Source organism: Streptomyces sp. NK08204, assembly GCF_020400585.1.
Lineage (GTDB): Bacteria > Actinomycetota > Actinomycetes > Streptomycetales > Streptomycetaceae > Streptomyces.
Genome location: NZ_JAINVF010000004.1, coordinates 186,101 through 210,365 on the forward strand (window position 1 = coordinate 186,101; position 24,265 = coordinate 210,365).

22 protein-coding genes and 2 tRNA genes are annotated in these 24,265 nt (G+C 72.0%); 14 read left to right on the forward strand and 10 right to left on the reverse strand.

Translation table 11 applies throughout. The features are described from left to right. Nucleotides 1-2 precede the first annotated feature (2 nt). The 3 genes from K7G59_RS08625 to K7G59_RS08635 all read right to left on the reverse strand — a co-directional run bounded on the left by K7G59_RS08625 (nt 3) and on the right by K7G59_RS08635 (nt 5,789). Entirely contained in the window at nt 3-2,891 is a 2,889-nt protein-coding gene (locus K7G59_RS08625; protein WP_225832254.1) for a Z1 domain-containing protein, read from the reverse strand. A gap of 118 nt (nt 2,892-3,009) precedes the next feature. Then, entirely contained in the window at nt 3,010-4,590 is a 1,581-nt protein-coding gene (locus tag K7G59_RS08630; RefSeq protein ID WP_225831842.1) for an ATP-binding protein, read from the reverse strand. Nucleotides 4,591-4,769: 179 nt separating this feature from the next. After that, entirely contained in the window at nt 4,770-5,789 is a 1,020-nt protein-coding gene (locus K7G59_RS08635) for an SEC-C domain-containing protein (protein WP_225831844.1), read from the reverse strand. Between the two features lie 402 nt (nt 5,790-6,191). On the opposite strand from K7G59_RS08635, the gene K7G59_RS08640 reads away from it, so the two are divergent. Then, entirely contained in the window at nt 6,192-6,824 is a 633-nt protein-coding gene (locus K7G59_RS08640) for a hypothetical protein (protein WP_225831846.1), read from the forward strand. A gap of 36 nt (nt 6,825-6,860) precedes the next feature. Here K7G59_RS08640 and K7G59_RS08645 read toward each other — a convergent pair whose 3' ends face one another. Further along, nucleotides 6,861-8,267: an MFS transporter gene (locus tag K7G59_RS08645; RefSeq protein ID WP_225831848.1), complete on the reverse strand. Its 1,407-nt coding sequence runs from the start codon at nt 8,265-8,267 to the stop codon at nt 6,861-6,863. 59 nt (nt 8,268-8,326) lie between these two features. On the opposite strand from K7G59_RS08645, the gene K7G59_RS08650 reads away from it, so the two are divergent. Both K7G59_RS08650 and K7G59_RS08655 read left to right on the forward strand, forming a co-directional pair. Next, nucleotides 8,327-8,935: a helix-turn-helix domain-containing protein gene (locus K7G59_RS08650; RefSeq protein ID WP_225832256.1), complete on the forward strand. Its 609-nt coding sequence runs from the start codon at nt 8,327-8,329 to the stop codon at nt 8,933-8,935. 171 nt (nt 8,936-9,106) lie between these two features. Beyond that, complete coding sequence (locus K7G59_RS08655) at nt 9,107-9,964, forward strand: fumarylacetoacetate hydrolase family protein (protein WP_225831850.1); 858 nt, start codon at nt 9,107-9,109, stop codon at nt 9,962-9,964. Here K7G59_RS08655 and K7G59_RS08660 read toward each other — a convergent pair. From K7G59_RS08660 to K7G59_RS08670, 3 genes are all read right to left on the reverse strand, one after another. After that, on the reverse strand, nt 9,961-10,869 hold the full coding sequence (locus K7G59_RS08660) for an LLM class F420-dependent oxidoreductase (RefSeq protein ID WP_225831852.1): 909 nt from the start codon (nt 10,867-10,869) through the stop codon (nt 9,961-9,963). The genes K7G59_RS08655 and K7G59_RS08660 overlap by 4 nt on opposite strands. A 113-nt stretch (nt 10,870-10,982) precedes the next feature. Then, a complete protein-coding gene (locus K7G59_RS08665; RefSeq protein WP_225831855.1) occupies nt 10,983-11,492 on the reverse strand; it encodes a heme-degrading domain-containing protein in 510 nt (169 codons plus the stop codon). Further along, nucleotides 11,492-12,571, reverse strand: a complete 1,080-nt coding sequence (locus K7G59_RS08670; protein ID WP_225831857.1) for a Gfo/Idh/MocA family oxidoreductase — start codon at nt 12,569-12,571, stop codon at nt 11,492-11,494. The genes K7G59_RS08665 and K7G59_RS08670 overlap by 1 nt, the downstream gene beginning before the upstream one ends. A gap of 48 nt (nt 12,572-12,619) precedes the next feature. On the opposite strand from K7G59_RS08670, the gene K7G59_RS08675 reads away from it, so the two are divergent. The 5 genes from K7G59_RS08675 (at nt 12,620) to K7G59_RS08695 (ending at nt 17,763) form a co-directional block, all read left to right on the forward strand. Next, the gene (locus K7G59_RS08675) at nt 12,620-13,900 is read left to right on the forward strand and encodes an ROK family protein (protein ID WP_374114201.1); all 1,281 of its coding nucleotides are present in this window, start codon (nt 12,620-12,622) and stop codon (nt 13,898-13,900) included. Nucleotides 13,901-14,108: 208 nt separating this feature from the next. Beyond that, nucleotides 14,109-15,221, forward strand: a complete 1,113-nt coding sequence (locus tag K7G59_RS34960) for an LPXTG cell wall anchor domain-containing protein (protein WP_308295005.1) — start codon at nt 14,109-14,111, stop codon at nt 15,219-15,221. A 230-nt stretch (nt 15,222-15,451) separates the two neighbouring features. Next, nucleotides 15,452-16,231, forward strand: coding sequence for an HAD-IIA family hydrolase (locus K7G59_RS08685; RefSeq protein ID WP_225831859.1), 780 nt, complete (start codon nt 15,452-15,454; stop codon nt 16,229-16,231). A 105-nt stretch (nt 16,232-16,336) separates the two neighbouring features. After that, complete coding sequence (locus tag K7G59_RS08690; protein WP_225831861.1) at nt 16,337-17,080, forward strand: hypothetical protein; 744 nt, start codon at nt 16,337-16,339, stop codon at nt 17,078-17,080. 11 nt (nt 17,081-17,091) lie between these two features. Beyond that, nucleotides 17,092-17,763, forward strand: a complete 672-nt coding sequence (locus K7G59_RS08695; protein WP_225831863.1) for a class F sortase — start codon at nt 17,092-17,094, stop codon at nt 17,761-17,763. On the opposite strand, the gene K7G59_RS08700 is transcribed toward K7G59_RS08695, so the two are convergent. Both K7G59_RS08700 and K7G59_RS08705 read right to left on the reverse strand, forming a co-directional pair. Next, nucleotides 17,744-18,433: a FadR/GntR family transcriptional regulator gene (locus K7G59_RS08700; protein ID WP_225831865.1), complete on the reverse strand. Its 690-nt coding sequence runs from the start codon at nt 18,431-18,433 to the stop codon at nt 17,744-17,746. The genes K7G59_RS08695 and K7G59_RS08700 overlap by 20 nt on opposite strands. Nucleotides 18,434-18,556: 123 nt before the next feature. Further along, nucleotides 18,557-18,630, reverse strand: a tRNA-Lys gene (locus K7G59_RS08705). A 184-nt stretch (nt 18,631-18,814) separates the two neighbouring features. Between K7G59_RS08705 and K7G59_RS08710 the strand changes: the two genes are divergently transcribed. From K7G59_RS08710 to K7G59_RS08735, 6 genes are all read left to right on the forward strand, one after another. Beyond that, entirely contained in the window at nt 18,815-20,137 is a 1,323-nt protein-coding gene (locus K7G59_RS08710; RefSeq protein ID WP_225831868.1) for a peptidoglycan-binding protein, read from the forward strand. 71 nt (nt 20,138-20,208) lie between these two features. Beyond that, nucleotides 20,209-21,333, forward strand: a complete 1,125-nt coding sequence (locus K7G59_RS08715) for an SPFH domain-containing protein (RefSeq protein WP_225831872.1) — start codon at nt 20,209-20,211, stop codon at nt 21,331-21,333. Between the two features lie 141 nt (nt 21,334-21,474). Next, the gene (locus K7G59_RS08720; protein WP_225831874.1) at nt 21,475-21,987 is read left to right on the forward strand and encodes an RICIN domain-containing protein; all 513 of its coding nucleotides are present in this window, start codon (nt 21,475-21,477) and stop codon (nt 21,985-21,987) included. Between the two features lie 196 nt (nt 21,988-22,183). Further along, complete coding sequence (locus K7G59_RS08725) at nt 22,184-22,789, forward strand: lytic polysaccharide monooxygenase (RefSeq protein ID WP_225831876.1); 606 nt, start codon at nt 22,184-22,186, stop codon at nt 22,787-22,789. A 121-nt stretch (nt 22,790-22,910) separates the two neighbouring features. Then, nucleotides 22,911-23,342, forward strand: a complete 432-nt coding sequence (locus K7G59_RS08730; protein ID WP_225831879.1) for a DUF3592 domain-containing protein — start codon at nt 22,911-22,913, stop codon at nt 23,340-23,342. Between the two features lie 88 nt (nt 23,343-23,430). Further along, complete coding sequence (locus tag K7G59_RS08735) at nt 23,431-23,895, forward strand: DUF3592 domain-containing protein (RefSeq protein WP_225831882.1); 465 nt, start codon at nt 23,431-23,433, stop codon at nt 23,893-23,895. A gap of 257 nt (nt 23,896-24,152) precedes the next feature. On the opposite strand, the gene K7G59_RS08740 is transcribed toward K7G59_RS08735, so the two are convergent. Beyond that, nucleotides 24,153-24,226: transfer RNA gene (locus K7G59_RS08740), tRNA-Lys, on the reverse strand. Between the last annotated feature and the right edge of the window lie 39 nt (nt 24,227-24,265).

Consider the following 24,265-nt stretch of genomic DNA (forward strand, 5'->3'; position numbering starts at 1 on the left):
CTTCAGGATTCTGCGTGGTCGCGGTCGATGACGATCGCATCCTGCCGGCCCGAGTCGATCGCCCGGAACCGGACCAGCGGGCGACCGGTTCCCACGGACGACTCCGGTGCGACGAAGGAGAAGGCCATGACGACGTCACCCGGGGCCACCGTCCCGTCGGGGGCGAGGGCGGGCTCGGACTCGACCACCGGGTAGAGCAGCAGTGCCCCTCGGCGCGGGTGCGCGAGATGCTCCACCGACGCGTTCCCGGCCGTCTCGACTGCGCCCGCGATGCGCAGGACGGCGGCGCGGTGCTTGGGTTCACTGAGTGCGCCGAAGAGCGAGCCGCGTCGACGGGTACGGCGGGCCAGGGTGAGGGGGCCGTTCCCCAGGATGCGGGCTTCCACGCGCTTGGCCGAGGTCTGCATCGGCGTGATCACGATCCAGTCGTCGATCGTTGCCGGCTGCCGCCCCGCTTCCAGCAGGAACTCCAAGTGCGGCGAGAACTGGCTCGGAATCGACCACCGCAGGTCGCACAGCACGCCGGTCAGCGTCTCGTGCGAGACCGTGCCCACGCGCGCCTCGTACATGGGGCCGTCCCCGACCGACAGGCCCACAGGGTCCTGACCCAGCGCCGCGAGCACCGGCTCCCAGCACTCGGTGTTGTGAGCCAGCCAGTCCGGGTCGTCCGGGTAGGCCGTCGGCTCCACCCATGTGCCGGGCGACCTCACCTCCACCAACTCCGCGTTGAACATCTTGTTCCGAGCCGACGGCTTCACCCACGGCAGATGTTGGGCCACCAACGGCGGGATCTGGGCCGGGGTCACCTGGGGGTGGCCGTCCACCAAGGGGGCGTAGCGGGCCAGTTCGGCCCGGAACAGTTCCTCGTCGCGGCAGATGGCTTCGAAGGCCTCGTACAGATCGACTGTCTTCGCGGCCCGTCCCTTGCCGAGCTGCTCCTCGCGGCCGATGTACAGCCGCACCAGGTCCCGGTACCCGGGGCGGAAGCCGAACCAGCGGCCCATCTGCATCAGGGTGTCGGCCTGCTGCGTCGTACGGCGGTAGTACGAGATCGTCAGCCCCTCCACGGTGAACCCGCGGGACAGCTTGGTGCCGCCCACGAGGATCTTCCAGACGTTCGGGGTGCGGTCGAAGTCCAGGTCGGGCTGGGCGTAGTCGCGCTCGCTCTCGCCGTTGACGACCATGACGGGACTGCCGCCCTGATTGATCAGTCGGCGGGCCATGGAGACGTACGGCTTGAGGTCCGCGTAGGTCGCGGGAGTCGCCAGGAAGCCGTCCGAGTGAGGGTGGAAGTCCTTGTCGAAGAGCGCTGCCAGGCGCGTGTGGCCTTCCGGGCCCGTGTATGCGGCGTTGCGCCACATGGTCTCGATGCGCTCGGCGAGGGCCGCATGTTCGGCCATGCGGACCGATTCGTGCACGAGCATCGTGTGGTGCCGGAACGGGCCGGAAGGTACTCCGTGCTCGGCGCGGTAGAGCTTCAGCGCGCCCGTGAGGACGAAGGCGTCCAGGGCCTCCTGGAGACGGTTGCCCGTGGAGTCGTAGATGCCTCGGACATGCTTCTTCTCGGCCTCGCCTTCGGTGCCGTCGACGGTGTCCAGGTCATGGAAGTCCTGAACGCCCATGTAGCCGATGGGACGGGGGAGGGAGATCAGGAAGTCGCGCGGGAAGAGATCCTCTTCGTCACCCGGGTCGATGAACACGTTGGCGAACGGAGTCGCGGTGTAGCCGACGTACTGCGCGCGGGGGAGCAGTTTGAGGAGGGCGCTGATCTGGCCGTTGATCGCGGTGCGGGTCACCGTGCCGGCCTCCCACTTCTTCGGGTCCGTGGTGTTCACCGAGGCCTGGTCCGACTCGTCGTCGATGATCAGGGCCGGTATCTCGCCGAGGATCGGGCCGATCTTCTTGAGGTCCTTGACCAGCTTCTCCAGCACCGACTTGTTCTTCTTCACGACCATGACGCGGGCGCGAGCGGCATGCAGGTTCGCCGGGTCGTGCAGGGGCCGGGTGCGGTCCGGTTTCTCGAACTCCAGGGCGCTGATGCCGCGCTCCAGTGCCATGTAGTCACGGTCGCGGGAGGTCAGACGCTCGATGTCGAAGGCTCCGAGCAGGGAGGGCCGGGCACCGAACGAGACGAACTTCGCGGGCCAGTCCTCGTCGTCCTGGTAGTCGATGCCGACCAGGGCGTCCGGGTCGTTCGGGTCGGCCGCGCCCAGGATGTTCTCCTGGCCGATCAACTCCATGTCGAGCCGACGCTGGGTCTGGCCGCGCAGCAGGTTGAGGGTGCCGCCCAGAACGATGACCAGGCGGTAGCCCGCGTCGATGGCCTTGGCGGTGACGCCGGTGAAGTTGGCGGTCTTGCCGGACTGCACGTAGCCGACGACGAGACCGCGTGCGCCGTAGGGGTCGTCACGGGTGGGGTCGGCAAGCCGCTCCACGACCGCGTGGGCGGCCTCATCCAGACTGGAGACCGCCGCGTCGCTCCAGCCCTTGCGGCGCAGCAACCGCTCGTACGAAGTCCAGTAGAAGGAGCGGTTCGCCGCCTGCTCACGGGTGTACCAGGGCTGGAACTCGCGGCTGATCGTGACGGGCCCGGCTTCCTCGTGGACCGGGACGGCCGCGTCGAGCGCCTTGCGCAGGTCCGGACCGAAGGCGAGCTTGTCGTAGACCTCGGCGCGGCGCTCGGGGGTGCGCGGCGCGGTGGCCGACCAGGTGGGCGACTGTTCGAAGTCCCACGCCGTGAGCTTGCGGCGCCAGAGGGCGAGCAACTCGTCGCCGGGGTGCGCCGCCAGGATCCGCCCATGGAAGTGGGTCAGGTCCGTGTCCGCCGGTTCGTCTGCGTCGGAGAGCATGGAGGCGAGCTTCGCGAAGTGCTTGGGGCCACGCCGGCTCATCGCGTCGAGGACCTCGCCGTGAAGGGCGGGGAGGTGATCCGGAGTAGGTGAGTTCTCGGCGGTCACGGCGGCTGGGTGGCCTCTCTGGGGGTCGGGAAGAAATGTCGAAAGGAGGGGACTAACCATCGGAACGGGCGAGTTCGGCTCGTACCGCGGTGACGAGCACGCTGTTCCACAAGGCGACCTTGTCGGTCTGGTTCGCCCAGACACGCTCCTTCTGGAAGATCTCGTTGAGCATCAGATAAAGAAGGCTCTTCAGGACAGGGGCGTCGTTGGAGCCCCCGCGCCGGCCGCCGTTGAAGGCATGTCGGTAGTCCTTGTTGAGGACGACCAGACGTTCCTTGTGGTCGATCGTGAACAGCAGATCGGCGGAGTCGACGCCAGCCGGGACGTCGAGCCTGGCCCAGGTGAAGGTGATGGGGTCATCGCCCTCCAGCTGTGGCAGTTCGTCCCGTAGCGTCCGCTTCAGCTTCGGGTCGATGCCCTTGCCGGGCGGGATGACGGCCATGCGCTTGACCTCGGTACGCCGCTTGGCGGCTTCACGGTAGGTCGCCTCGGCCTCGCGGACGTACTCGGTGAACGTGTGGCCGTCGGCGGGGGCTGCCGCCTTCTCCAGTCCTCGGGCGAACGCGGGCGTGACCTGGACGCCGTCCTTCTTGACGGTCAGGGCGAACACGTCGTTGGGCGCGGTCGGCAGGTCCACGGCGATCCGGGCGAGGGCGAGGTGGCCCTCGGGGCTGCGGGTGTCGTTCCACCCGCCCGCCTGGACGAGCCGATCGTTGCGGTAGATGTAGAAGCCCTGCCGGTCGGCGAGCGGGCCGATGCCTCTGAAGGCGACCAGTGGAGATTTGGGCGGCCATATGTGTGCGGTGAGCATGACGTCGCCGACGCCCTCAACAGGCGCGGCATAGGTACGGGGATAACCGGGGCGGCCAGGGACCCGATAGCCGAACGGGTCGATGTGCTCCACGCCCCGGTGATCCAGTTCTTCTCGGGTGTGGACGTCCTCGACGACGATGTCGACATGGAAGTCGCCGCGGGCGAGGAAGCGGTGTAGGTAGAGACCGAGGTGGGTCTCCAGCCGCTCGATCGCGTCGTCGAGGTAGCGATCGGTCTGGCCGGCGGTGATGGTCTCGAACGCGCGGACCTGGTCCCAGCGCACGATCGTTCCGTGCCAGCCGATGATCCCGTCGTAGCGGTCGACCAGACTCTGGCAGTACGTCGCGTCGACGATGTCGCAGGTGAAGTCGGCCTGCGCGCGGGCGGTGAGCCAGCGGCGGCCGGCCGACGGGCTGCGCTTGGTCCGGCTGATCACTGTGAGCGAGTCGGCGTGCGAGAGGGAGGCGGCCTTGAGTCCGGCGCCGAAGTGCCCGAGGGCGCCGTCGGCGTACTCCTCACGTCCGCCGACGGTCATCGCGGTGTCCAGGCCCGCCTCGTCCATGCCCTGGCCGTCGTCGATGACGAGCAGGCCGACGAGGCGGTCCTGTCCACCGTGCTCACCGGTGTCCCGCAAGAAGCTCACCACGACGTTGCGAGCCCCTGCGTCGATCGAGTTGTCGATCAGGTCGGCGATGGCCGCCTCGAAGCCGTAGCCCTGGTGGGCGAGGGATTCGAACGACCTGGCCGCCGGGGGCAGCCGCTTGCTTCCGCTGGTGGGCACGTCGAACTGCCAGTCCGAGGACTGCTGGTGGAGCGGCATACAGGTATTCCCTCGCAGGCCGGGACATGTCCGGGCTGCGTGGGCGGGCATGCCAGTTGAGCGCTGATCAGGTGTGACGTTAGCGCGAGTGGAATGTGAAGGAGTAGTGGGAGCGGAACAAATGGGCTCGGTCTTCCCGGACGCGTTCCAGGGGCGTGGGCAGCATGGCGCCGTCGGACTCAAGCTCGCGGCAGCCCATGGCACTCCTGGTACTGCCGGTCCGACCCGCACCAGCACCCCGCCCCCCGCTGCGGCGGCCAGGCCACCGCCCGTCCGCGCGCCGCCAGTGTCGTCGCGTACTGCGGCAGCAGGGCCAGGTCTTCCGGGGACGTGCTCTCCGAGGCGGCGAAGGCCTCGTACGACGGGACCGTGCCCGTGACGATTCCGAGGTTCGTGGTGCCGGAGGAGGCCAGTTCGCGGAGGGAGGACTCTATGGCCGACAGGTGCTCGGTGTGGGAGGGGTACTCCGAGGCGAGGGCCGGGTACGCCGCCAGGAGTTCGGTGAGTTCGGGGGCCGGCCAGTGGAGGACGGCCACCGGGAAGGGGCGGGAGAGGGCCTCTCGGTAGGCGCCCAGTTCGGCGCGGAGGCGGGAGATCTCCGCCTGGAGTTCCGCCGGGTTGTCCGAGCCCAGGGACCACACGCGTTTGGGGTCGTGGAGTTCGTCCAGGGACACCGAAGACGTGTGGAGGGTGTCCGCCAGCGTGTCCCAGTCGTCGTGCGGCAGGCCCAGCATGCGGCGGACGCGGTGGCGGCCGTAGAGGACGGGGTGGGTGGAGGAGGGGGGTTCCGTGGGGTCAGACAGCAGCAGGGTTGCCGCCTGGGTGAAGGTTTCCGCCGCCGCTTCCAGTTCGTCGTGGGACTCCAGCGCCTCCGCGATGATCACCCAGGGGGCCGGGTCACGGGGCGCCGATGTGCGCAGGCCCTCGATGATCGCCCTCGCCTCCGCCTCGTGGTCGTACTCCCAGAGGTTCGAGGCCTTCAGGGCCCGTACGAGAGAGGGGTTCTCCAGGGTGTCCGGGGTGGACAGCAGGCGGTCGTAGAGCGCGGTCGCTGCGGGGCGGTCGCCGGAGAGTTCCAGGTGGGCCGCGGCGCGCAGGAGCAGGGCCTCGGCGTCCTCCGGATACAGGGCGGCGGTTCGCTCCAGGCGTGCTGCTTCGGCGGTGTGGTCGACGTTCTCGGCAGGCGTGTCGGGGCGCATGGGGGACACCGTACTGCCGAGGGGTGCCGGGGGGAGGGGCGTGTCCCCCTGTTGTGGGTGTTCAGGGGGATGTGCGTTCACGCCGTTACGCCGTCCGGCACCGGTGAGTTGGCGGGGTCGGGTCTGTCGTGCGCGGCGGCTTCGGTGGAGGTGCGGGGGCGGCCGGATGCGGGCTCCGGCGGGCGTGCCGGTGGTCCGGCACCGGGGCCGGCGTCGGCGTGCCCGGTGCGGGCGGGTGCTGGTCGGCGGGGGTGAGGTGTCCGTCGCCGTCGGGGTCGTCCGCCCTGGCCGTCTGCACGCCGGAGTTCACCTCCCGGGGCCGGAGGGTGGGGGTGGGGGTGGGGTTGGGGGAAGTTAGTCTCGGTGTGTTCCGGTGAGCGGGCAGCACGAGGAGGTGCGGACGTGGCCGACGAGCCCTTCGACGCGACCGGCGACGACGACCTGGGCGAACCGCCCTGGACCGTCGCCGTCTGCCCGGTCACGCCCGAACTCGCCGCGCAGCTCGCCGACATGGTGCAGGTGGACTGGACGGACCCCGACGCCGGCGAGCGGGCGATGGCCGCCGCCGGGTGGGAGTCCACCGGTGAGTATCTCGGCGACCTCGACCAGAAGGCCCATACGCCCGCAGGGCACCTGGTGTACGGCGACGACTGTCTCGCCATGCCGTTCGCGTACGAGTACTACGTGCATCCGGACGGGGCCGTCGCGGAGGACTTCTGGAGCGTGCTGCCCGGCTGGCACGGGATCGTCGATCCGCCCGCCGGGTCGTTCGGGGGCCAAGTCGACGCCGTGGTGGAGACGTTCACCGCGCTGCTCGGTCCGCCCGATCACGACGTGACCCATGCGCGGCGGCCGGAGCTGGACCACGAGTGGCGGTACCGGGCCTGGCGGCGGGGTGACAACGTCCTGGTCGTCGCGCCGGGGCTCGACGGGTTCTCGTACTCCCAGTTCGAGCACGCCTTCGTGCAGATCCGGTCGCTGCCGGCGACCACGCAGTTTCCCGCGCCCGAGGAGCTGCCCGACTTCTTCTGGTGAGTGGCGGTCCCACCGGTACCCCCCGGGTCCGCCGGTTCAGCCCCGCTCCCGCAGCACCAGCACACTGACCGCCGCCACGGCCGCCAGCCCCGCCGACACCACCATGGCGATGTCCGAGCCCCTCGCCAGGCCTCCGCCCGTCGACGTGGCGATGGCGATCGTCAGGGCCACCCCGGCGCACGAGCCGATGTAACGGAAGGTCTGCTGCGCTCCCGAGCCCATGGCCGCACGTTCCGCCGGTACCGACTCCACGGCGAGCAGCGGCAGGGCGGCGTTGAGCAGGCCGCTGCCGGTCCCGGCGACCACCAGGCCCGGCAGCAGCCGTGGCCAGGAGCCGGAGTCCGGGGCGCCGAGCATGGTGAGGACGCCGGCCGCGTGCAGCAGGAAGCCGAGGGCCAGTTGGCGGCGCGGCGGCACCCGGCCCGCCAGGCGCTTGGCCTGGAGGGCGACCGTGAAGGACACGCCCGACCAGAGCAGGAACAGCCAGGCCGTGTCCATCGCCGACAGTCCGAGGGTCTGCTGGAGCAGCGCGGGCAGGAAGCTGAAGAGGCCGATCACCGCCAGGCCCGTGAACAGGCCGCCCGCCGACGAGGCCAGGAAGCGGGGGTGGCGGAGCAGGGCCAGGTCGATCATCGGAACGCGGGTGTGGTGCTCCACCGCGGCGAACACGCCCACCAGGATCACCGCCGCCAGCAGCAACAGCCCCACCGGTGCCCGCAGCCAGCCGTCCCGGCCCAGGGTCAGGGCCGCGACCAGGGACACCAGTGCCAGGCCGAACGTCACGGCGCCTGCCAGGTCGGGACGGCCGCCGCGCGGTGCGCGGGATTCCGCCAGGGGCCGTACGGCCAGGGCCGTCAGCAGCAGCGCCGCCGCACCCAGGATGCCGTAGGCCAGCCGCCAGTTCGGCAGCGCCCCGGACACCAGCGGGCCGACCGCGATGCCGCCGCTCACGAACGCGCCCCAGACGCCGGTCGCGTGCAGCCGGCCGCGCGGGGTCGGGAACGCCGTCACCAGCAGGCCCAGGCTGCTCGCCAGGATCGCCGCGCTCGCCGCGCCCTGTGCGATGCGGGCCAAGGTGAACTGCCAGGTGGACGTGGTGAGGGCGCCGAGTCCCGTCGTCAGGCCGAGGGCCAGCGTCCCGGCGAGGAAGACGCGGCGGCGGCCATAGTCGTCGGCGAGGCTGCCGGCCACCAGGAGGAGGGCGGCCAGGCCGAGCGGCGAGCCGTTCAGGAGCCAGGCCTGGGCGGAGAGCGGGGTGTGCAGGGCAGCCGCCGTGGCCGGGAGTGTGACCATCGGGGCGGTGTACGTCATGAGGGCTACGGCGGTTGCCGCGCTGGTCAGGGCCAGGGTCAGGGCCGGGGTGGCCCGGGGGTGCGGGGGTGTGGCTCCGGGGGGTGCGGTCACGGCCGGACCGTCGATGGTTCTTTCATTGAACCTAGGCATGCGCCGCACCGTAACACCTTCAGTTCGGTCAATGAACCAACGACCGGAAAATGGCTACAGTGGACCGCATGGCACTGGGCAAGGACTACGTGACGCAGGAGTGCTCGATCGCCCGCGCGCTGGAGGTGGTCGGTGAGCGCTGGACGCTCCTCGTCGTGCGCGACGCGATCTACGGCGTCCGGCGCTACAACGACTTCCTCGTTCACCTCGGCATCCCGCGCGCCGTGCTCTCGGCCCGCCTGCGCACCCTCACCGAGACGGGGATCCTCCACAAGCGCCGCTACCAACAGGCGCCGCCCCGCGACGAGTACGTCGTCACCGAGCGCGGTGTCGCGCTGTGGCCCGCGCTGCGCGCCCTCGGCCTGTGGGGGCGCGAGCAGTTGGGGGGTGCCCCGCTGCGGTCCTTCCGGCACGCCGACTGCGGCACCGAGATCGGGGCGTACGGCGAGTGTCCCGCCTGCGGAACCGTCGTACCCGTCCGGGACGTGGTCATGGTGCCGGGGCCGGGGCTCGATCCCGCGCCGGCGGATCCGGTCAGCCGTGCGCTGCTGAGGCCCAAGCGGCTGCTGGAGCCGCTGGAGCCGCTGGAGCCGCCGGAGCTGCCGGAGCTGCCGGAGCTGCCGGAGCCGCCGGAACCGCTGGAGACCGCGTCCGCCCAGCCCGCGTAGCACCCAGCGCGCGGAGCGCCTCGCCTGTCGAATCGCGCCTCGACCGGGCGTGGTTACGGTCCAGTACATGAACACGGTCTTGCGGAGTGGACAGCAGGACTGGAGGATCGTCCAGTCCTGCGATGGCCGCACCCATCGGTCGGGCGCCCGCGATCGAGGGAGATGGTGACCATGAAGCTGCTGCGAGTCGGTACGGCGGGCGCGGAGCGGCCCGCGCTGCTCGATGCCGAGGGAATCCTGCGCGACCTGTCGGGCGTCGTGGACGACATCGACGGCACGCTGCTCGCCGACGACGTCACGCTCGCCCGGATCCGCGCGGCGGCCGAGTCCGGCCGGCTGCCCGCGCTGGACGCCACCGGGCTGCGCATCGGGCCGCCGCTCGGGCGGATCGGCAAGATCGTGTGCATCGGGCTCAACTACCACGACCACGCCCGCGAGATCGGGGCGGAGCCGCCCGCCGAACCGGTCGTCTTCCTCAAGGCACCGGACACGGTCGTCGGGCCGAACGACACCGTGCTGGTGCCGCGCGGGTCCGCCAAGACCGACTGGGAGGTCGAGCTGGCCGTCGTCATCGGGCGTACGGCCCGCTACCTGGAGTCGGCCGAGGAGGCACTCGCGCACATCGCGGGGTACGCCCTCGCGCACGACGTGTCCGAGCGGGAGTTCCAGATCGAGCGGGGCGGGACCTGGGACAAAGGGAAGAACTGCGAGACGTTCAACCCGCTGGGGCCGTGGCTGGTCACCAAGGACGAGGTGGCCGACCCGCAGAAGCTGCCGATGAAGCTGTGGGTCAACGGCGAGCTGAAGCAGGACGGCAGCACGGCGGAGCAGATCTTCCCGGTGGCGGACGTCGTGCGGTACGTCAGCCGGTTCATGACGCTGTACCCCGGCGACGTCATCAACACGGGGACGCCGGCGGGGGTGGCGATGGGGCAGCCCGAGCCGAAGCCGTACCTGAAGGCCGGCGATGTCGTCGAGCTGGAGATCGACGGGCTCGGACGTCAGCGGCAGGAGTTGAAGAGCGCCTAGGCCAAGGCCTCCGCCAGCCTGCGCCACGTCTGCCGCGGCAGGTGCTCACGCGGGCCGCCGTGCACCACCTGGATCGCCACGTGGTCCGCGCCCGCCTCGTGGAACTCGGTGATCCGGTCCCGGATGCGGTCCTCCTCGCCCCAGGCGTACATCGTGTCGATCAGGCGGTCGCTGCCACCGTCGGCCAGGTCGGCCTCGGTGAAGCCGAGCCGCTGGAAGCTGTTGGTGTAGTTGGGGAGCTGGAGGTAGATCGCGAAGTGCTCGCGGGCCAGGGCGCGGGCGCGCGACGGGTCGGTCTCCGCCACGACGGCGAACTCCGGTGCCAGCAGCGGTCCTTCGCCCAGGATCTTGCGGGCCTCGGCCGTGTGCTCCGGGGTGACGAGATAGGGGATCGTGCCTGCCGCCCGGTCCCGCGACAGCTCCAGGTTCTTCGGGCCGAGGGCCGCGAGGACCCGGCGCCCGGCCGGGACACCGGCCGCGTCCAGCGCGTCCAGGTAGGCGACCAGCGCGGAGTACGGGCGGCGGTACTGGTCCGCGAGCTTGGCGTGGCTCACACCGAGGCCGAGGACGAAGCGGCCGGGGTGGGCCGACTCCAGCTCGGCGTACGCAGCCGCGCTCGCGTCGGCCTCGTGCTGCCAGATGCTCTGGATGCTCGTGCCGACGGCGAGCCGGGACGTGGCCTCCAGGAGCGGGGCGGCATGCCAGGGGGCGGGGCTGCTGCCCAGCCAGGCGGCCCCGTAGCCGAGTTCTTCCAGTTCCGCGGCGGCCTCGGCGATGGCACCGCGCCGGTCCGGGGCCTCCGAGCGGAGCCCCACGCTCCACACGCCGTACCGGCCGAGCCGGTCCTTGAGGTCCTCGACGTCCTTGACGGTGCGCGCGCTGTCCGTGTCCAGGGGCTCGGTCATCAGGTTCTTCCCTCCGGGTGGGCGTTCGTGCCGTGATCGTCGGGCACATCCGTCCCCAACCGGAGGGAGCCCCACGGTAATCCCGAATTGCTGGATCTCGGCACCCAGTTGGGTCAGCCGAGCTGATCGCCGAGGAACTGTTCCAGTGCCTCCACCACGAAGCGGTGGTCCTGGAGCTGGGGGAGGCCCGACACCGTCACCGCTCCGATGACGCCGACGTTCTCGACGTTGATCGGGAACGAGCCGCCGTGGGCCGCGTACACGTCGGGGTCGAGGCGGGAGGAGTCCTCGAACGTGGTGCCCTTGGCGCGGAAGCGGGCGCCGACCAGGTAGGAGGAGGCGCCGTAGCGTTCCGTTACCCGGCGTTTGCGGTCGATCCACGCGTCGTTGTCGGGGGTCGAGCCGGGCAGGGCCGCGTGGAAGAGCTGCTGGCCGGCGCGGTGGATGTCGACGGCGAGCGGGGCCTGGCGCTCCCGGGCCATGTCCACCAACAGCGAGCCGAGGGCCCACGCGTCGTCACAGGTGAACCGGCGGAAGACCAGGCGGCGTTCCTGGGACTCCAGTTCTTCGATTCTGGGGGTGAGTTCGGGGGCGGTCCGGGGAGTGATCTGCGGGTGGTGCATCAGAGGGTCACCGTCACCTTGTCGCGGGCGGACCGGCGGGCCGCCTCCAGTACGTCGAGGGCCGAGGCGGCCTCCAGCGCGGTCACCGGGTTGGGGCCGGCGCCGGTGAGGGCCTTCGCCACGGCTGTGTAGTAGGCGGGGTAGTCGCCCGGCACGGTCGGTACGGGGGTGCCGCCGCCGGTCAGCGGGGACTCGCCGGCGCCCAGCCGGCCCCACAGGGTCTCGGGCTCGGCGCCCCAGGCCGGGCCCGGCCGCAGTCCTTCCCGCAGCGCCGCTTCCTGTGGGTCCAGGCCGTACTTCACGTAGCCCGCCCGTGAGCCCAGCACCCGGAAACGCGGGCCGAGTTGGGGAGCCGTCGCGGAGACGTAGAGGTGGGAGCGGACGCCGCCGGCGTGGGTGAGCGCGATGAAGGTGTCGTCGTCCGTCTCGGCGCCGGGACGGCGCAGGTCGGTCTCGGCGTAGACCTCGGTGGCCGGGCCGAACAGGACCAGGGCCTGGTCGACGAGGTGGCTGCCGAGGTCGTAGAGCAGGCCTCCGACCTCCGCCGGGTCGCCGGACTCGCGCCAGCCGCCCTTGGGCTGGGGGCGCCAGCGCTCGAAGCGGGACTCGAAGCGCCGGACGTCGCCCAGGGCGCCGTCCGCCAGCAGCTTGCGCAGGGTCAGGAAGTCGTTGTCCCAACGGCGGTTCTGGAAGACCGACAGGAGCAGGCCGCGCTCGTCGGCGAGGGCGGCCAGTTCCCGCGCCTCGGCCGCCGTACCCGCCACCGGCTTGTCCACGACCACCGGCAGACCCGCCTTGAGGGCGGCGGTGGCGAGCGGTACGTGTGTCCTGTTCGGGGAGGCGATGACGATCAGGTCCAGCTCGTCGGCACGGTCGAACAGCTCGTCGGGGGTGCCGGTGAGGCGGACGTCCGGGAACTCCGCGCCGGCCTGTTCCTGCCGCCCGGGGTTCGAGGTGACCACCGTGTCCAGGGCGAGGCCCTCGGTGGCGGCGATCAGCGGGGCGTGGAACACCGAGCCTGCGAGGCCGTAGCCGATCAGCCCGACGCGGAGGGGAGGGACCGGGGGAGTAGCAGTCATGGCTCCCACTTTGGCAACGCTGTTGCCAAAGTGCAAGCGGGGCGGAGAATGGGTGGGGTGAGCGGCGTGAGCGGAGTGAACAGGACGAAGGGCGGCGGCGGGCCCGTGGGCGCGAAGCCGGTGGGGGCGAAGCCCGTGGGGGCGAATCTGCTCGCGGTGCGCAGTCACAACACCGCGCTGGTGCTGGACCTGCTGCGGTCGGCCGGAGCGGAGGGCATCAGCCGGCTGGAGCTGGCCGATCGGACCGGGCTGACCCCGCAGGCCGTCAGCAAGATCACCGCGCGGCTGCGGGAGGAGGGTTTCGCGGCGGAGGCCGGGCGCCGGGCGTCCACCGGGGGCAAGCCGCGCACCGTACTGCGGCTCGTACCGGAGGCGGGGCATGCGGTGGGGACCCATCTGGACCGGGACGAGCTGCGGGCCGTGCTGGTGGATCTCGACGGGACCGTGGTGGACGAGCGGCGCCGGGCGGTGGACCTGGGGGCCGGGGCGGAGGCCGTGCTGGGGGTTGTCGTGACGGAGGTGGCCGGGCTGGTGGGGGACGTGCTCGCAGGCGTCGCGCCGGAGGGCGGCCCCGGGCTCGCGGGCGTGGCGTCGGAGGACGGCCCCGGGCTCGCGGGCGTGGCGCCGGGCGGTGGCCCGGGGCCCGGGAAGGCCGGGTCACTGCTCGGAGTCGGGGTGGCCCTGCCGGGCCCGCTCGATCACACCCGCGGTGTGCTGCACCGGGTGACCGGGTTCCCGGACTGGGAGGGGTTCCCGATGCGGGACGCGCTGGCGGAGCGGTTGGGGGTGCCGGTCGTGGTCGACAAGGACACGAACGCGGCGGCGCTCGGGCTGTCCGTGGCGGGCGAGGGGGCCGGGGGCGGGTCGTTCGCGTACCTGCACCTCGGTACGGGGCTGGGGGCCGGGCTCGTCATCGGCGGCAGCGTGCACCGGGGGGCGCGGACCGGGGCGGGAGAGTTCGGCCACCAGGTGATCCAGCTGGACGGTCCCCTGTGCGAGTGCGGGGACCAGGGGTGTGTGGAGGTGCTGTGCCTGGAGGCCGTACGACGCGGGGACATGGGTGAGGCGGCCCGGGTGCTGGGAGTGGCGGCCGGGAATCTTGCGGGGCTGCTGGACATCGATGCGGTGTTGCTCGGGGGGCGGACGGTGGGGGCGGCGCCGGAGGTGTTCGTCTCGGGGGTGGCAGAGGTGCTTGCCGCGCGGGCACGCAGGGAGGGGGCCCTGGGAGAGGCGGTGCCGGTGAGGGTGGTGCCGAGGGGGGAGCGGGTGGTCGCCGAGGGGGCCGCGCAGTTGCTCCTGGCGCCGCTGTTCGGGCGGGCCGGTGGCTGAGCACAGGGGGTGAGGAGGCAAGGGCGTACGGCCCCGGCGATCCTCGAGGACCCGGACCACCCCGGTGCCGCGGAGGTCCATGCCCGCATCGCCGGACTCCGGGGCGGCCGGTAGGCGCCGGGCGGGTCCGCTGATCGGGCGGACTTCTCCCAGCCCGCCGGAGTGGCGGCCCCGGGCCCCGGCGCCCTCCCGGCATGGTTATGTGTTCATGCGACTGTCCACACCTCTGTGCCTGTGCTCCCTGTGCCTCGTCACAGCCGCCGTCCTCGTGTCCGTCCCGGCACGGGCCGCCGCTCGCGCGGGCGCCGCGGCCCCCTCCTGCGCCCATGCCGGTGACCACGCCTTTCCGCTGGCCACACGGATCCGCGGCGGGCCCGACTCCTATACGGCGGGCGGCGGCTACGGCACCTGGTACATCGACCTCACCAACACCACCGACCGGACCTGCACCGACATCCACCCGGTCGTCGTCCTCACCGACGCCAGACGGGTCCTGCGGCCGGGGCAGCCCCGGCTGGACTTCTACGACGGCTCCCGTCCCCGGCCGGTGACGTTCGCCGGCACGGACGAGCAGGAACTGGTCGGGGTGCTCGGCGGGGACGGGTTCCGCGGGTTCATCGTGCCGCCCGGCAAGACCATCAGCGTCAAGGTCAGGCTCGCCCTCACCGCGGACGCCGTGGCGGACAAGGTGACCGCCAACGCCGCCGTCGTACAGCGCCGGGGCCAGGACGGGGACTGGGTCGGGGAGTCCAACGACTACCGGTTCGACGTCGGGCCGCGGCAGACCGACCAGCAGGGCCGGCAGGACCAGCAGAACCAACAGGGTCAAGCGGACCAGCAGAACCAGCAGGGTCGACCGGACCAGCAGAGCCAGCAAGGTCGGAAGAACCAGCAGGGTCAAGCGGACCAGCAGAGCCAGCGGGACCAGCAGAACCAGCAGGGTCAACCGGACCAGCAGAGCCAGCAAGGTCGGAAGAACCAGCAGGGCCAGCAGAACCAGGACCAGCAGAGCCAGCAGAAGCAGAACCAGGAGACCCAACCGGGCCGGCAGAACCAACAGGACCAGCAGGACCAGCAGGACCAGGGCGGCCAGGACGGGGGCGGCCAGGACGGGGGCGGTGGCGACGCCTCCGGTGAACCCAGGTCCCCAGACGGAACTGTCGGCCCCGATGCCACTCCACCCTTCGCCGAGGAGGCCGAGGAACGGGCACGGGAGCTGGCGAGCACCGGGCTCCAGCGGGCGCACTGGCTGCTCGCGGCCGGCACCGCCCTGCTCGCCGCGGGTGGCGGCGCGTTCCTGTTCACCCGGCGACGCCGCTGAGGCACCATCGCCGCGGATACGGCCGGCGCCGCGGATACGGCCGGCGCCGCGGATACGGCCGGCATTGCGGGTACGGCCGGCATTGCGGGTACGGCCGGCGGCAACCGGTATCAAGGGGTGATCGACGGGGGTACGGATCACCCAGGTCTGACTAGGCTGGGCGCGTCGGTACGCCGTGGTTCCGGCGCCCCCAGCTTTCTCGACCGTACGTACGCAGGAGACGCAAAGACATGGCAGAGCGCAAGCCCATCGAGTCGTGGCTCACCGACATGGACGGCGTTTTGATCCACGAGGGGGTTCCGATCCCGGGCGCCGACGCCTTCCTCAAGAAGCTGCGCGAGTCGGGGCGGCCGTTCCTGGTGCTCACCAACAACTCCATGTACACCGCCCGTGACCTGCACGCCCGGCTGCGGCGGATGGGCCTGGAGGTGCCGGTGGAGAACATCTGGACCTCGGCCCTCGCCACCGCCCAGTTCATGAACGACCAGCGGCCCGGCGGAACCGCGTACGTCATCGGCGAGGCGGGTCTGACCACCGCCCTGCACGACATCGGCTACATACTCACCGACCAGGACCCCGACTTCGTGATCCTCGGCGAGACCCGCACCTACTCCTTCGAGGCCATGACGAAGGCCGTGCGTCTGATCAACGGCGGCGCCCGGTTCATCGCCACCAACCCCGACAACGTCGGCCCCTCGACCGAGGGCGCCCTGCCGGCCACCGGTTCCGTCGCCGCCCTGATCACCGCCGCGACCGGCAAGAAGCCGTACTTCGTCGGCAAGCCCAACCCGCTGATGATGCGCGCCGGGCTCAACGCGATCGGCGCCCACTCGGAGACCTCCGCGATGATCGGCGACCGTATGGACACCGACGTACTCGCGGGCCTGGAGGCCGGCATGCGGACCTTCCTGGTGCTCAGTGGCGTCACCCAGCCCGACGAGGTCGACCTGTACCCCTTCCGCCCCTCGAAGATCGTGGACTCCATCGCGGATCTGGTCGAGCTGGTCTGAGCAGGTCTTTCAAACCCTTTCCCACCCGTACGGAGCAATTGCGCGCCTCCTTGGGATGCGGAGGCGCGCCGTCCGGGGGAACCTCCCACTGTCTGGAGGTTCACGATGGGCTCACTACGCCTCACTTTCTGCACAGGACTCCTGGCCGCCACCGTCCTCTCCCCGGCGGCGTACGCCGCCGACGACGACGGCCACGGACTCTCCGTGACCCCGAAGTCCCCGTTCCCCGGCTCCGACGTGTCCCTTCGGGTGCGCGGCTGCACGGGGCCACAGGGCACCGCCGTCTCGGGCGCGTTCGTCTCCGACGCGCGGCTGAGCGGCAGACAGGGCACCCTGTCCGGGGAGACCCGCGTCCGCTCCTCGATCAGGCCCGGGTCCTACGACGTGAAGGTCGACTGCGTCGACTACACGGTCACCCGCAGGATCACCGTGGTGGACAGGGACCCCGGGCCCTCCGGTCACTCGGACCACGCCGACCACCGTGAGACCACCTGGGACAGCTCCGGGTACGCGGGCCGGTCCGATCAGCCGGGCCGACCCGATCAGGCCGACCCCTTCGGCCGGTCCGACCAGCCGGGCCGACCCGATCAGCCGGGCCGGTCCGATCAGCCGGGCCGACCCGATCAGGCCGACCCCTTCGGCCGCTCCGACCAGTCCGGCGGGCCCGCCACGCCCGTCGCCCCGGTCGACGCGGGCGGTGGCGGCACCGCGGCCTCCGCCTCCGCGGACAACCGGGACGCCCGCGCCGCGGGGCCCGGCACCGTGCAGACGGTGACCGGCCTGGTGCTCGCCGGGATCGCAGCGGTCGCCGTCGGGCTGCGCGCCCGCCGCAGCCGGGGCCCGCGCTGAGGACGGGCGCCATGTCCGACGACGCCGCCCGCTCCTCCGGCACCGGGCGCATGATCACCGGCCTGGCCTGGGCGGTACTGCTGCTCGGGCTGTGGCTGTGGGGCCGCGGCCTCACCGACGTACGGCCGGGCCCGGGCAGCCCCACCACCGGTGACATCGCCGCGGTGGGCCGCCCGGACGGGCCCGACACGCTCCCGCCCGCCGCCAAGCCGCTGGCGGGAGCGGTGCCGCAGCGCGTCGACATCCCCGAGCTGGGTCTACAGGCCCCGGTGGTCGCCCGCGGCCTCGACGCCCTCGGGGGCGTCGACCCGCCGCCCTTCGACCAGCCGGGCGTCGTCGGCTGGTACCGCGGCGGCACCCAGCCCGGCGCGCCGGGCACCGCGCTGCTGGTCGGGCACGTCGACACCCAGACCCGGCCCGCCGTCTTCTACAAGCTCAGCACCCTCAAGCCCGGCGAGACGGTCCGGGTGTTCCGCGCGGACGGCAAGGTCGCCGCGTTCACCATCGACGACGTCAGCGTCCTGGCCCGCGACCGCTTCGACGCCCAGCGCGCCTACGGCCCCCGCAAGCAGGGCCGCGCCGAACTCCGCCTGATCACCTGCGGCGGCGCCTTCGACCGCGCCCGCCACAGCTACACCGCGAACGTGGTGGTCTCGGCGTACCTCACCGGCACCGGCCCCTGACCGCCCCGAGCCGGGCGCGGACATGGCCGAAGTGGTCCCTTATGGCCGTCTCCGCCCGCAGGGAGTCGCCGGAGCGGACCGCGTCCAGGATCTCCCGGTGCTGCCGGCAGGTGATCCGCGGGTCCTGCGGCATGTCGACGAGGTCCCGCTGGACCCGGTGGAACGCGTCCCAGAACGCCTCCAGCACCTCGCTCAGCAGGACGTTGTCCAGACCCCGGTAGAGGGCGGCGTGGAAGGCGCGGTCGGTCTCGGCCAGGTCCGCGCCCTCGGCGGCCTGCCGCTCCATGCGGCCGACCAGAGCCTCCAGCTCGTCGAGGTCGTCCTCCGGCAGCCGCCCGGCCAGCCGTGACACCAGCCCGGTCTCGACGGCCTCGCGCAGCTCCAGCAACTGCAGCAGGGAGTCCTCGCCGCGGTAGTGGCCGGCGACGGTCCGGAAGGCCAGCCCCTCGATCATCGGCGCGAACGACATCGAGCCCACGTACGTGCCGAAGCCGTGCCGGATCTCCACGATCCCCATCGCCTGGAGCGCCTTCAGCGCCTCGCGCACCGAGTTCCGGCTCGCCCCGAGGAACTCCATCAGCTCCGGCTCGGTCGGCAGCGGGGCACCCGAGGGCAGCCGCCGATCGACGATCAGCTTCTTGATCCGCTCCTGAAGGTCCCGGGCCGCCATGGCGAGAGGTTACCGGCCGTCCGGCACGGGGACCCCGGCCGTCCGGCAGAGGGTTCTTTCCGGGAGAGGGTTCTTTCGGACATGCGGAAGGCCCCCCGCGTGTGCGAGGGGCCTTCCGGTCGGTGCGCCGCCAGGGACTCGAACCCCGGACCCGCTGATTAAGAGTCAGCTGCTCTAACCAACTGAGCTAGCGGCGCCTGCTGACAAGAGAACTCTACCCGACCTCGAGGGGTGCTCCTGACCACCTGTGGGTGGCGCGGGCGTCGCCGGGGGGTGCCGTCCATCGTTCGGACGGTCAACATGCGCGCCCGGAAGACAGTTGGGAAACTGATCAACGTGCACACTCGTGGACAGAATCACCCCGAATGTGAGGCAGATCGCATGGCCGCTCCGGTGTTCGAGGAGGTCGACCCCGCGAGCGACTGCGACTGCCCCGGCTGTGTCCGGTGGCGGCGGATCGGCCCCCGCCTCCTGACCGGCCGTTTCGGCGGGCATCACCCGGCGGCCCGCGGGGTGCTGGCCGTGGCCGCCGTCGCGTCCGCCGCCCTCGGCGTGGCTGCCCCGGCCGCCGCCCTCACCGCCCCGCACCCTCCGCCCGCGCCGCACCGTCCCGGCGTCCCCCCGGACGACGGCGAGCCCGGCACCCCGCAGGGGACCAAGGCCCCGCTGCACGGCCCGGCGGGCCGCCCGGCGAAGCCCGCCACTGTCCGGTTCCCGGCCACCACCAGGGCCGACATCATCAAGCGGGCCAAGGTCTGGGTGGCCGCGCGGGTGCCGTACAGCGCGGACGCCTACTGGTCCGACGGCTACCGGCAGGACTGCTCGGGCTTCGTCTCCATGGCGTGGGGACTGCCGGGCAACGAATGGACGGGCACGCTCGGGCAATTCGGGGACCGGATCGCCAAGGGGGATCTCCGGCCCGGCGACATCCTCCTCCGTCACAACCCGGACGACCCCCGGCACGGCTCCCACGTGGTGGTCTTCGGCGGCTGGACGGACCACACGCACACCTCCTACACGGCCTACGAGCAGACACCCCCGCGCACCCGCCGCCAGGCCACCCCGTACCCGTACTGGAGCCACGCCGACACGTACGTCCCCTACCGGTACAAGGGTGTGATCCCCGCCGCCGCCGGCGCGCAGCCGGCCGGGCAGAGGACGGACCCGGCGCCCTTCCCGGGGGCCGGGCACTTCGGCCCGGGAGCGGACAACACGTACGTCACCCTGCTCGGGCAGATGCTGGTGGCCCGGGGCGGCGGCTCCTACTACCGCAAGGGCCCGGGTTCGCGCTGGGGCGAGGCGGACCGGCGGGCCACCCAGGCCTTCCAGCTGGCCCAGGGCTGGAGCGGCGCGAGCGCCGACGGGCTGCCCGGCCCGCGCACCTGGATCCTGCTCGCCACCGGGAAGGGCAGGGACATCGCGTCCGGCGCGGCCGGGCCGCCGAGGCCCCCCGCCTCGCACGGTGTGCCCGGTTATCCGGGCCGGAACCGGTTCCGGCCGGGTGCGGAGAACCCGTATGTCACCCAGCTGGGGAAGCGGCTGGTGCAGAAAGGATTCGGCAGGTTCTACGACACCCGGCCGGGCCCCCGCTGGAGCGAGGCCGACCGGCGTGCCGTGGAGGCCTTCCAGCGCAGCCAGGGCTGGCGGGGCGGCGCCGCGGACGGCTACCCGGGCCCGGAGACCTGGCGGCGCCTGTTCGCCTGATCCGCCCGCCGGTTTCCGGCTCCCCGACTCTCCCGTCCGTGACGCATCCGGCGCGGAGGCTGGAGGCACGCATGAGTACGACCACGCCACCCACACCCGAGTCCGGGGGACGTCCGGAGGGCGGGGCGGGCGCCGCCACCCGTCCGGCCCGGCTGATCCGGAACGAGTCGACCACCGAGATCCCGGTGCACCTGCTCTTCCGCGACGACCCCCAGCCGGTGCCGCTGGAGCCCGCCGTGGTGGGCCGCCGTCGGGGCACCGGCGAGCAGCCGCGGCTGCGGCGCCCGCAGGCGGCGCGCGGCCGGGTGCTGCCGCAGGTGGACCCGGAACTGGCCGAGCGCCCGGCGCGGGTGCTGCCGGGGGCGGCCGGGATGGCCGCCGGGGTGTGCGGCCTGACCGGCTGCCTGGCCACCTCGTGGTGGGCGGGGCTGCTGCCGCCGTTCGCGGTGGAGGCGCTGCGCCTGCCGGCGCACACGGGTACGGGGCTCGGCCCGGTGCAGTGGGCGGCGTACGCTGGGACCGGGGCGCTCGGCGTTCTCGGCTTCGGCGGGCTGGCCCGGGGAGTGACGGGGCGGGCCTGGGTGCTCAACCTGTTCGGCCGCTACCGGGGGACGGTCCGGCGCACCGGGCTGCTCTGGGTGAATCCGCTGCTGCTGCGCCGCCGGGTCGATGTGCGGCTGCGGCACTGGCGCAGTGGGGTGATGCCGACGGCGGACGGCAACGGGGTGGCGCTGCGGGTGGTCGTCCTGGTGGTGTGGCGGGTGCGGGACACCGCGCGGGCGGTGCTCGGTATCGAGGACCACGAGATGTTTCTGCGCGAGTGTGTGGAGGCGGCGCTGGCCCGGGTGCCGGTGGAGCCGCCGGGCGGGGCGCGCGGCGGTGCGGAGGCGGCCGGCGAGGCGCTGACCCGGCTGGTGGCGGCGGAGACCGCGCCGGTGGGCCTGGAGGTGTTCTCGGTGCAGCCGGTCCAGGTGGAGTACGCGCCGGAGGTCGCGGCGGCGATGCACCGGCGCCGGATCGCCGCGCTGGACGCCCAGCAGCGGGCCAGCACGCTCAGCTCGGTGGTGGACTCCGTGGAGGACACGGTGACCCGGCTGACCATGCGTGGTCTGGTCGAACTGGACGACCACGAGCGCAAGGTGCTGGTGCGGGACCTGACGGTGGCGTTCTGCTCGGGGCGCGGGGAGACGGGGTGACGCGGACGCGGACCGGGGCCCGTCGCTGCCGCGCGCTCGTGCCTCCGTTCTCGTGAATGATCCGCGCCCTGCCGCCTGTGACGATTACGCAGAGCTATCTTTCAGGCGCGGAAGGTATCCGCGCTCGGGAGAGGGAGTCACATGCGTTCTTCCCGTCAGACCAGGCGGCGCACGGTCGCGGCGGTCGTCGCCACCGCGGGTGCGCTTGTCGCGATGGCCGCTGTGCCGGCGGCAGCCGCATCGCGAGCAGGCAACGTCGCCGTCCAGACCTTCGCCGGCAAGTGTCTGGACGTCGACGGTGCCAGTCCGTCCAACGACACACCCATCATCCAGTACCGGTGCAACGGCCGTTCCAACCAGCGGTTCACCTTCCAGAGCATCGGCGACGGAGAGGTGCAGATCGAGACCTTCGCCGACAAGTGCCTGGACGTCAGGTCCGGGAGCCACGAGGACGGGGCGGGCGTCATCCAGTACGCGTGCAACGGCCAGGCCAACCAGCGCTTCATCGTCCAGCCCCTCGGTGATGGCGAGGTGCTGTTCCTGACCTCCGCGGGCAAGTGCCTCGACGTGGCCGGAGAGAGCCCCGCCGACGGCGCGCGCATCATCCAGAACACGTGCACCGGGCTGTTCAGTCAGCGGTTCTCCATCGGCTGACCGCTGTCGGGAAGCCGTGGCCCGCGCAGGGGCGGGCCACCTCCGCGCCGCCTCGCGGTCCGTCGGGCGGCGCGGGTGGCCCTCGCCTGCGTGATTGGTATGGACATGCTCAACTCGCGCCCATAGTCTGACACTTGGTCTAGACCTACTCTCTGCACAGCTCACTGAACTCCCCACGTTCTCCAGGAGCGGCAGCATGCGCACAAAGACCAAGTTGTCCGCAGCCGTGTTGGGTGTGGTGACCGCCGGAGCCTTCGCGCTCTCCACCGGCGGCGCCAGCGGGCACGGCTACACTGACCTTCCCGTCAGCAGGCAGAAGCTCTGCCAGAACGGCACCGTGACCGACTGCGGCGACATCCAGTGGGAGCCGCAGAGCGTCGAGGGCCCCAAGGGCTTCCCGGCCGCCGGACCCGCCGACGGCCAGATATGCAACGGCGGCGTGAGCAGGTTCTCCCAGCTCAGCTCGCCCACCACCCCCTCCGGCGCGCCCTGGCCCACCACCAAGGTGACCGGCGGTCAGTCGTACACGTTCCGCTGGCAGTTCACCGCCATGCACGCCACGACCGACTTCACGTACTACGTCACCGAGCAGGGCTGGGACCAGGACCACGCCCTGTCTCGCTCGGACCTCGACCTCACCCCGTTCCTGACGGTGCCGTACAACGGCCAGCGCCCGCCACAGACGCTCAGCCACAGCGGCACACTGCCGACCGGCCTGAGCGGTCACCACGTCATCCTGGCGGTGTGGACGGTCGCCGACACGGGCAACGCGTTCTACGCCTGCTCCGACGTCACCTTCTGATCCCGGCCGTCGCCTTCCGGCACCGGCTCGGATAGGGTCCGCGTGCGCCGGTACGGCTGCTTCCGCCCGATCGTCCGGCGCACGTGAGTCCTGACACCGACGTACGGGGGGTACGTGCACCATGGGCGCCTGGTTCGACATCACCATGCTGCTGATGCTGGTCATCATCGTCGTGGCCGCCGTGGGCCTGGTGCGCCGCACGCGGCAGCGGCGAGCGGCCTGGGAGAGCGGACTGACCGCCCAGGCCCGCGTGGTCCGGGCCTGGGCCACCACCCAGATGGTCAACAACGTGGCCCGGCGGGTGCAGTGGCACGAGTACGACTACACCACCGCGGACGGCCGCGCCGTCCGCTTCAAGGAGAGCGGCGGTCCGCGCGACCGGGGCGAGGGCGATCTCGCCCTCGTCTACTACGCCCCGAACGAGCCGGACAGGGCCACCGCCGCCGCACCGCAGCCCGGCAAGGACATGGCGAGCACCGTGGTCTGGCTGGTGGTCCTCGCGGCGGCCGCGGTCATCGTCCTCTACGAGTGGGCCACGCTCCCGCGGTTCTGAGCTTCGCTTGAGGCCACCTGGCCGGCCGCCGGGATACGTTCCCGCCACGCCGGTCGAAACGGCCCGGCGTACCGACTCGGGGGAACTCATGGAACTGCTCATCGACATCGTGCCGGTCGTCATGACCGGCTTCCTCGCCTTCGCCGCGTACCGGCTGATCCAGCGCGCCCGCCGGATCAGCCGGACCTGGACGCACGGCCTGACCGCCGAGGGCCGTTGCCTGCGGTCATACACGACGACGAGCGGGGGCGGCGGGGACACCTCCGTGCACACCACCTTGCACCACGTCTACGAGTTCAGGACCCGCGAGGGCCGCACGGTCCGCTTCGACGAGGAGAACGGCCGCTCCACCGTCGTGGAGGGCGACCACGTCACCGTGCGCTATCTGCCGGAGTGCCCCGAGCTGGCCACCGCGCTTGCCCCCTCGCGCGGCAGGCTCGCCTTCGGCACGGGCTTCGGGCTGGCTGTCATCGGCCTGGCCGGCGCCGTCTGCGTCGCCTTCATCGCCGTGACGCACACGATGTTCACGGCGGCGGACAGCATGATGCCGTAGCCCGCGCGGCACTCCGCGTCCCACCTGCCGGTGACGGCCACGAGCAGGATCCGCCGGGCCCTGCTGCGACAGGAGGGCTTCCGGTGCCCGGCCGGCCTGGGGGCGGTGCCCACCGGGGGAGTCCGCCTCCCGGCCGGTGACCGGCGAAGACGCCGAAGGGCCCTCGCCGCCCGCACCGCGCGCGGCGCAGCCGCGCCATAACAGAGATGGCGAGCCAGATCCGCGTTTCCGCGGACATGGCTCGCCATCCTCCGTTGTGCGCCGCCAGGGACTCGAACCCCGGACCCGCTGATTAAGAGTCAGCTGCTCTAACCAACTGAGCTAGCGGCGCATGACTCCCGCCCTCCGCGGTTTTTCGTTTCCGCGGCTG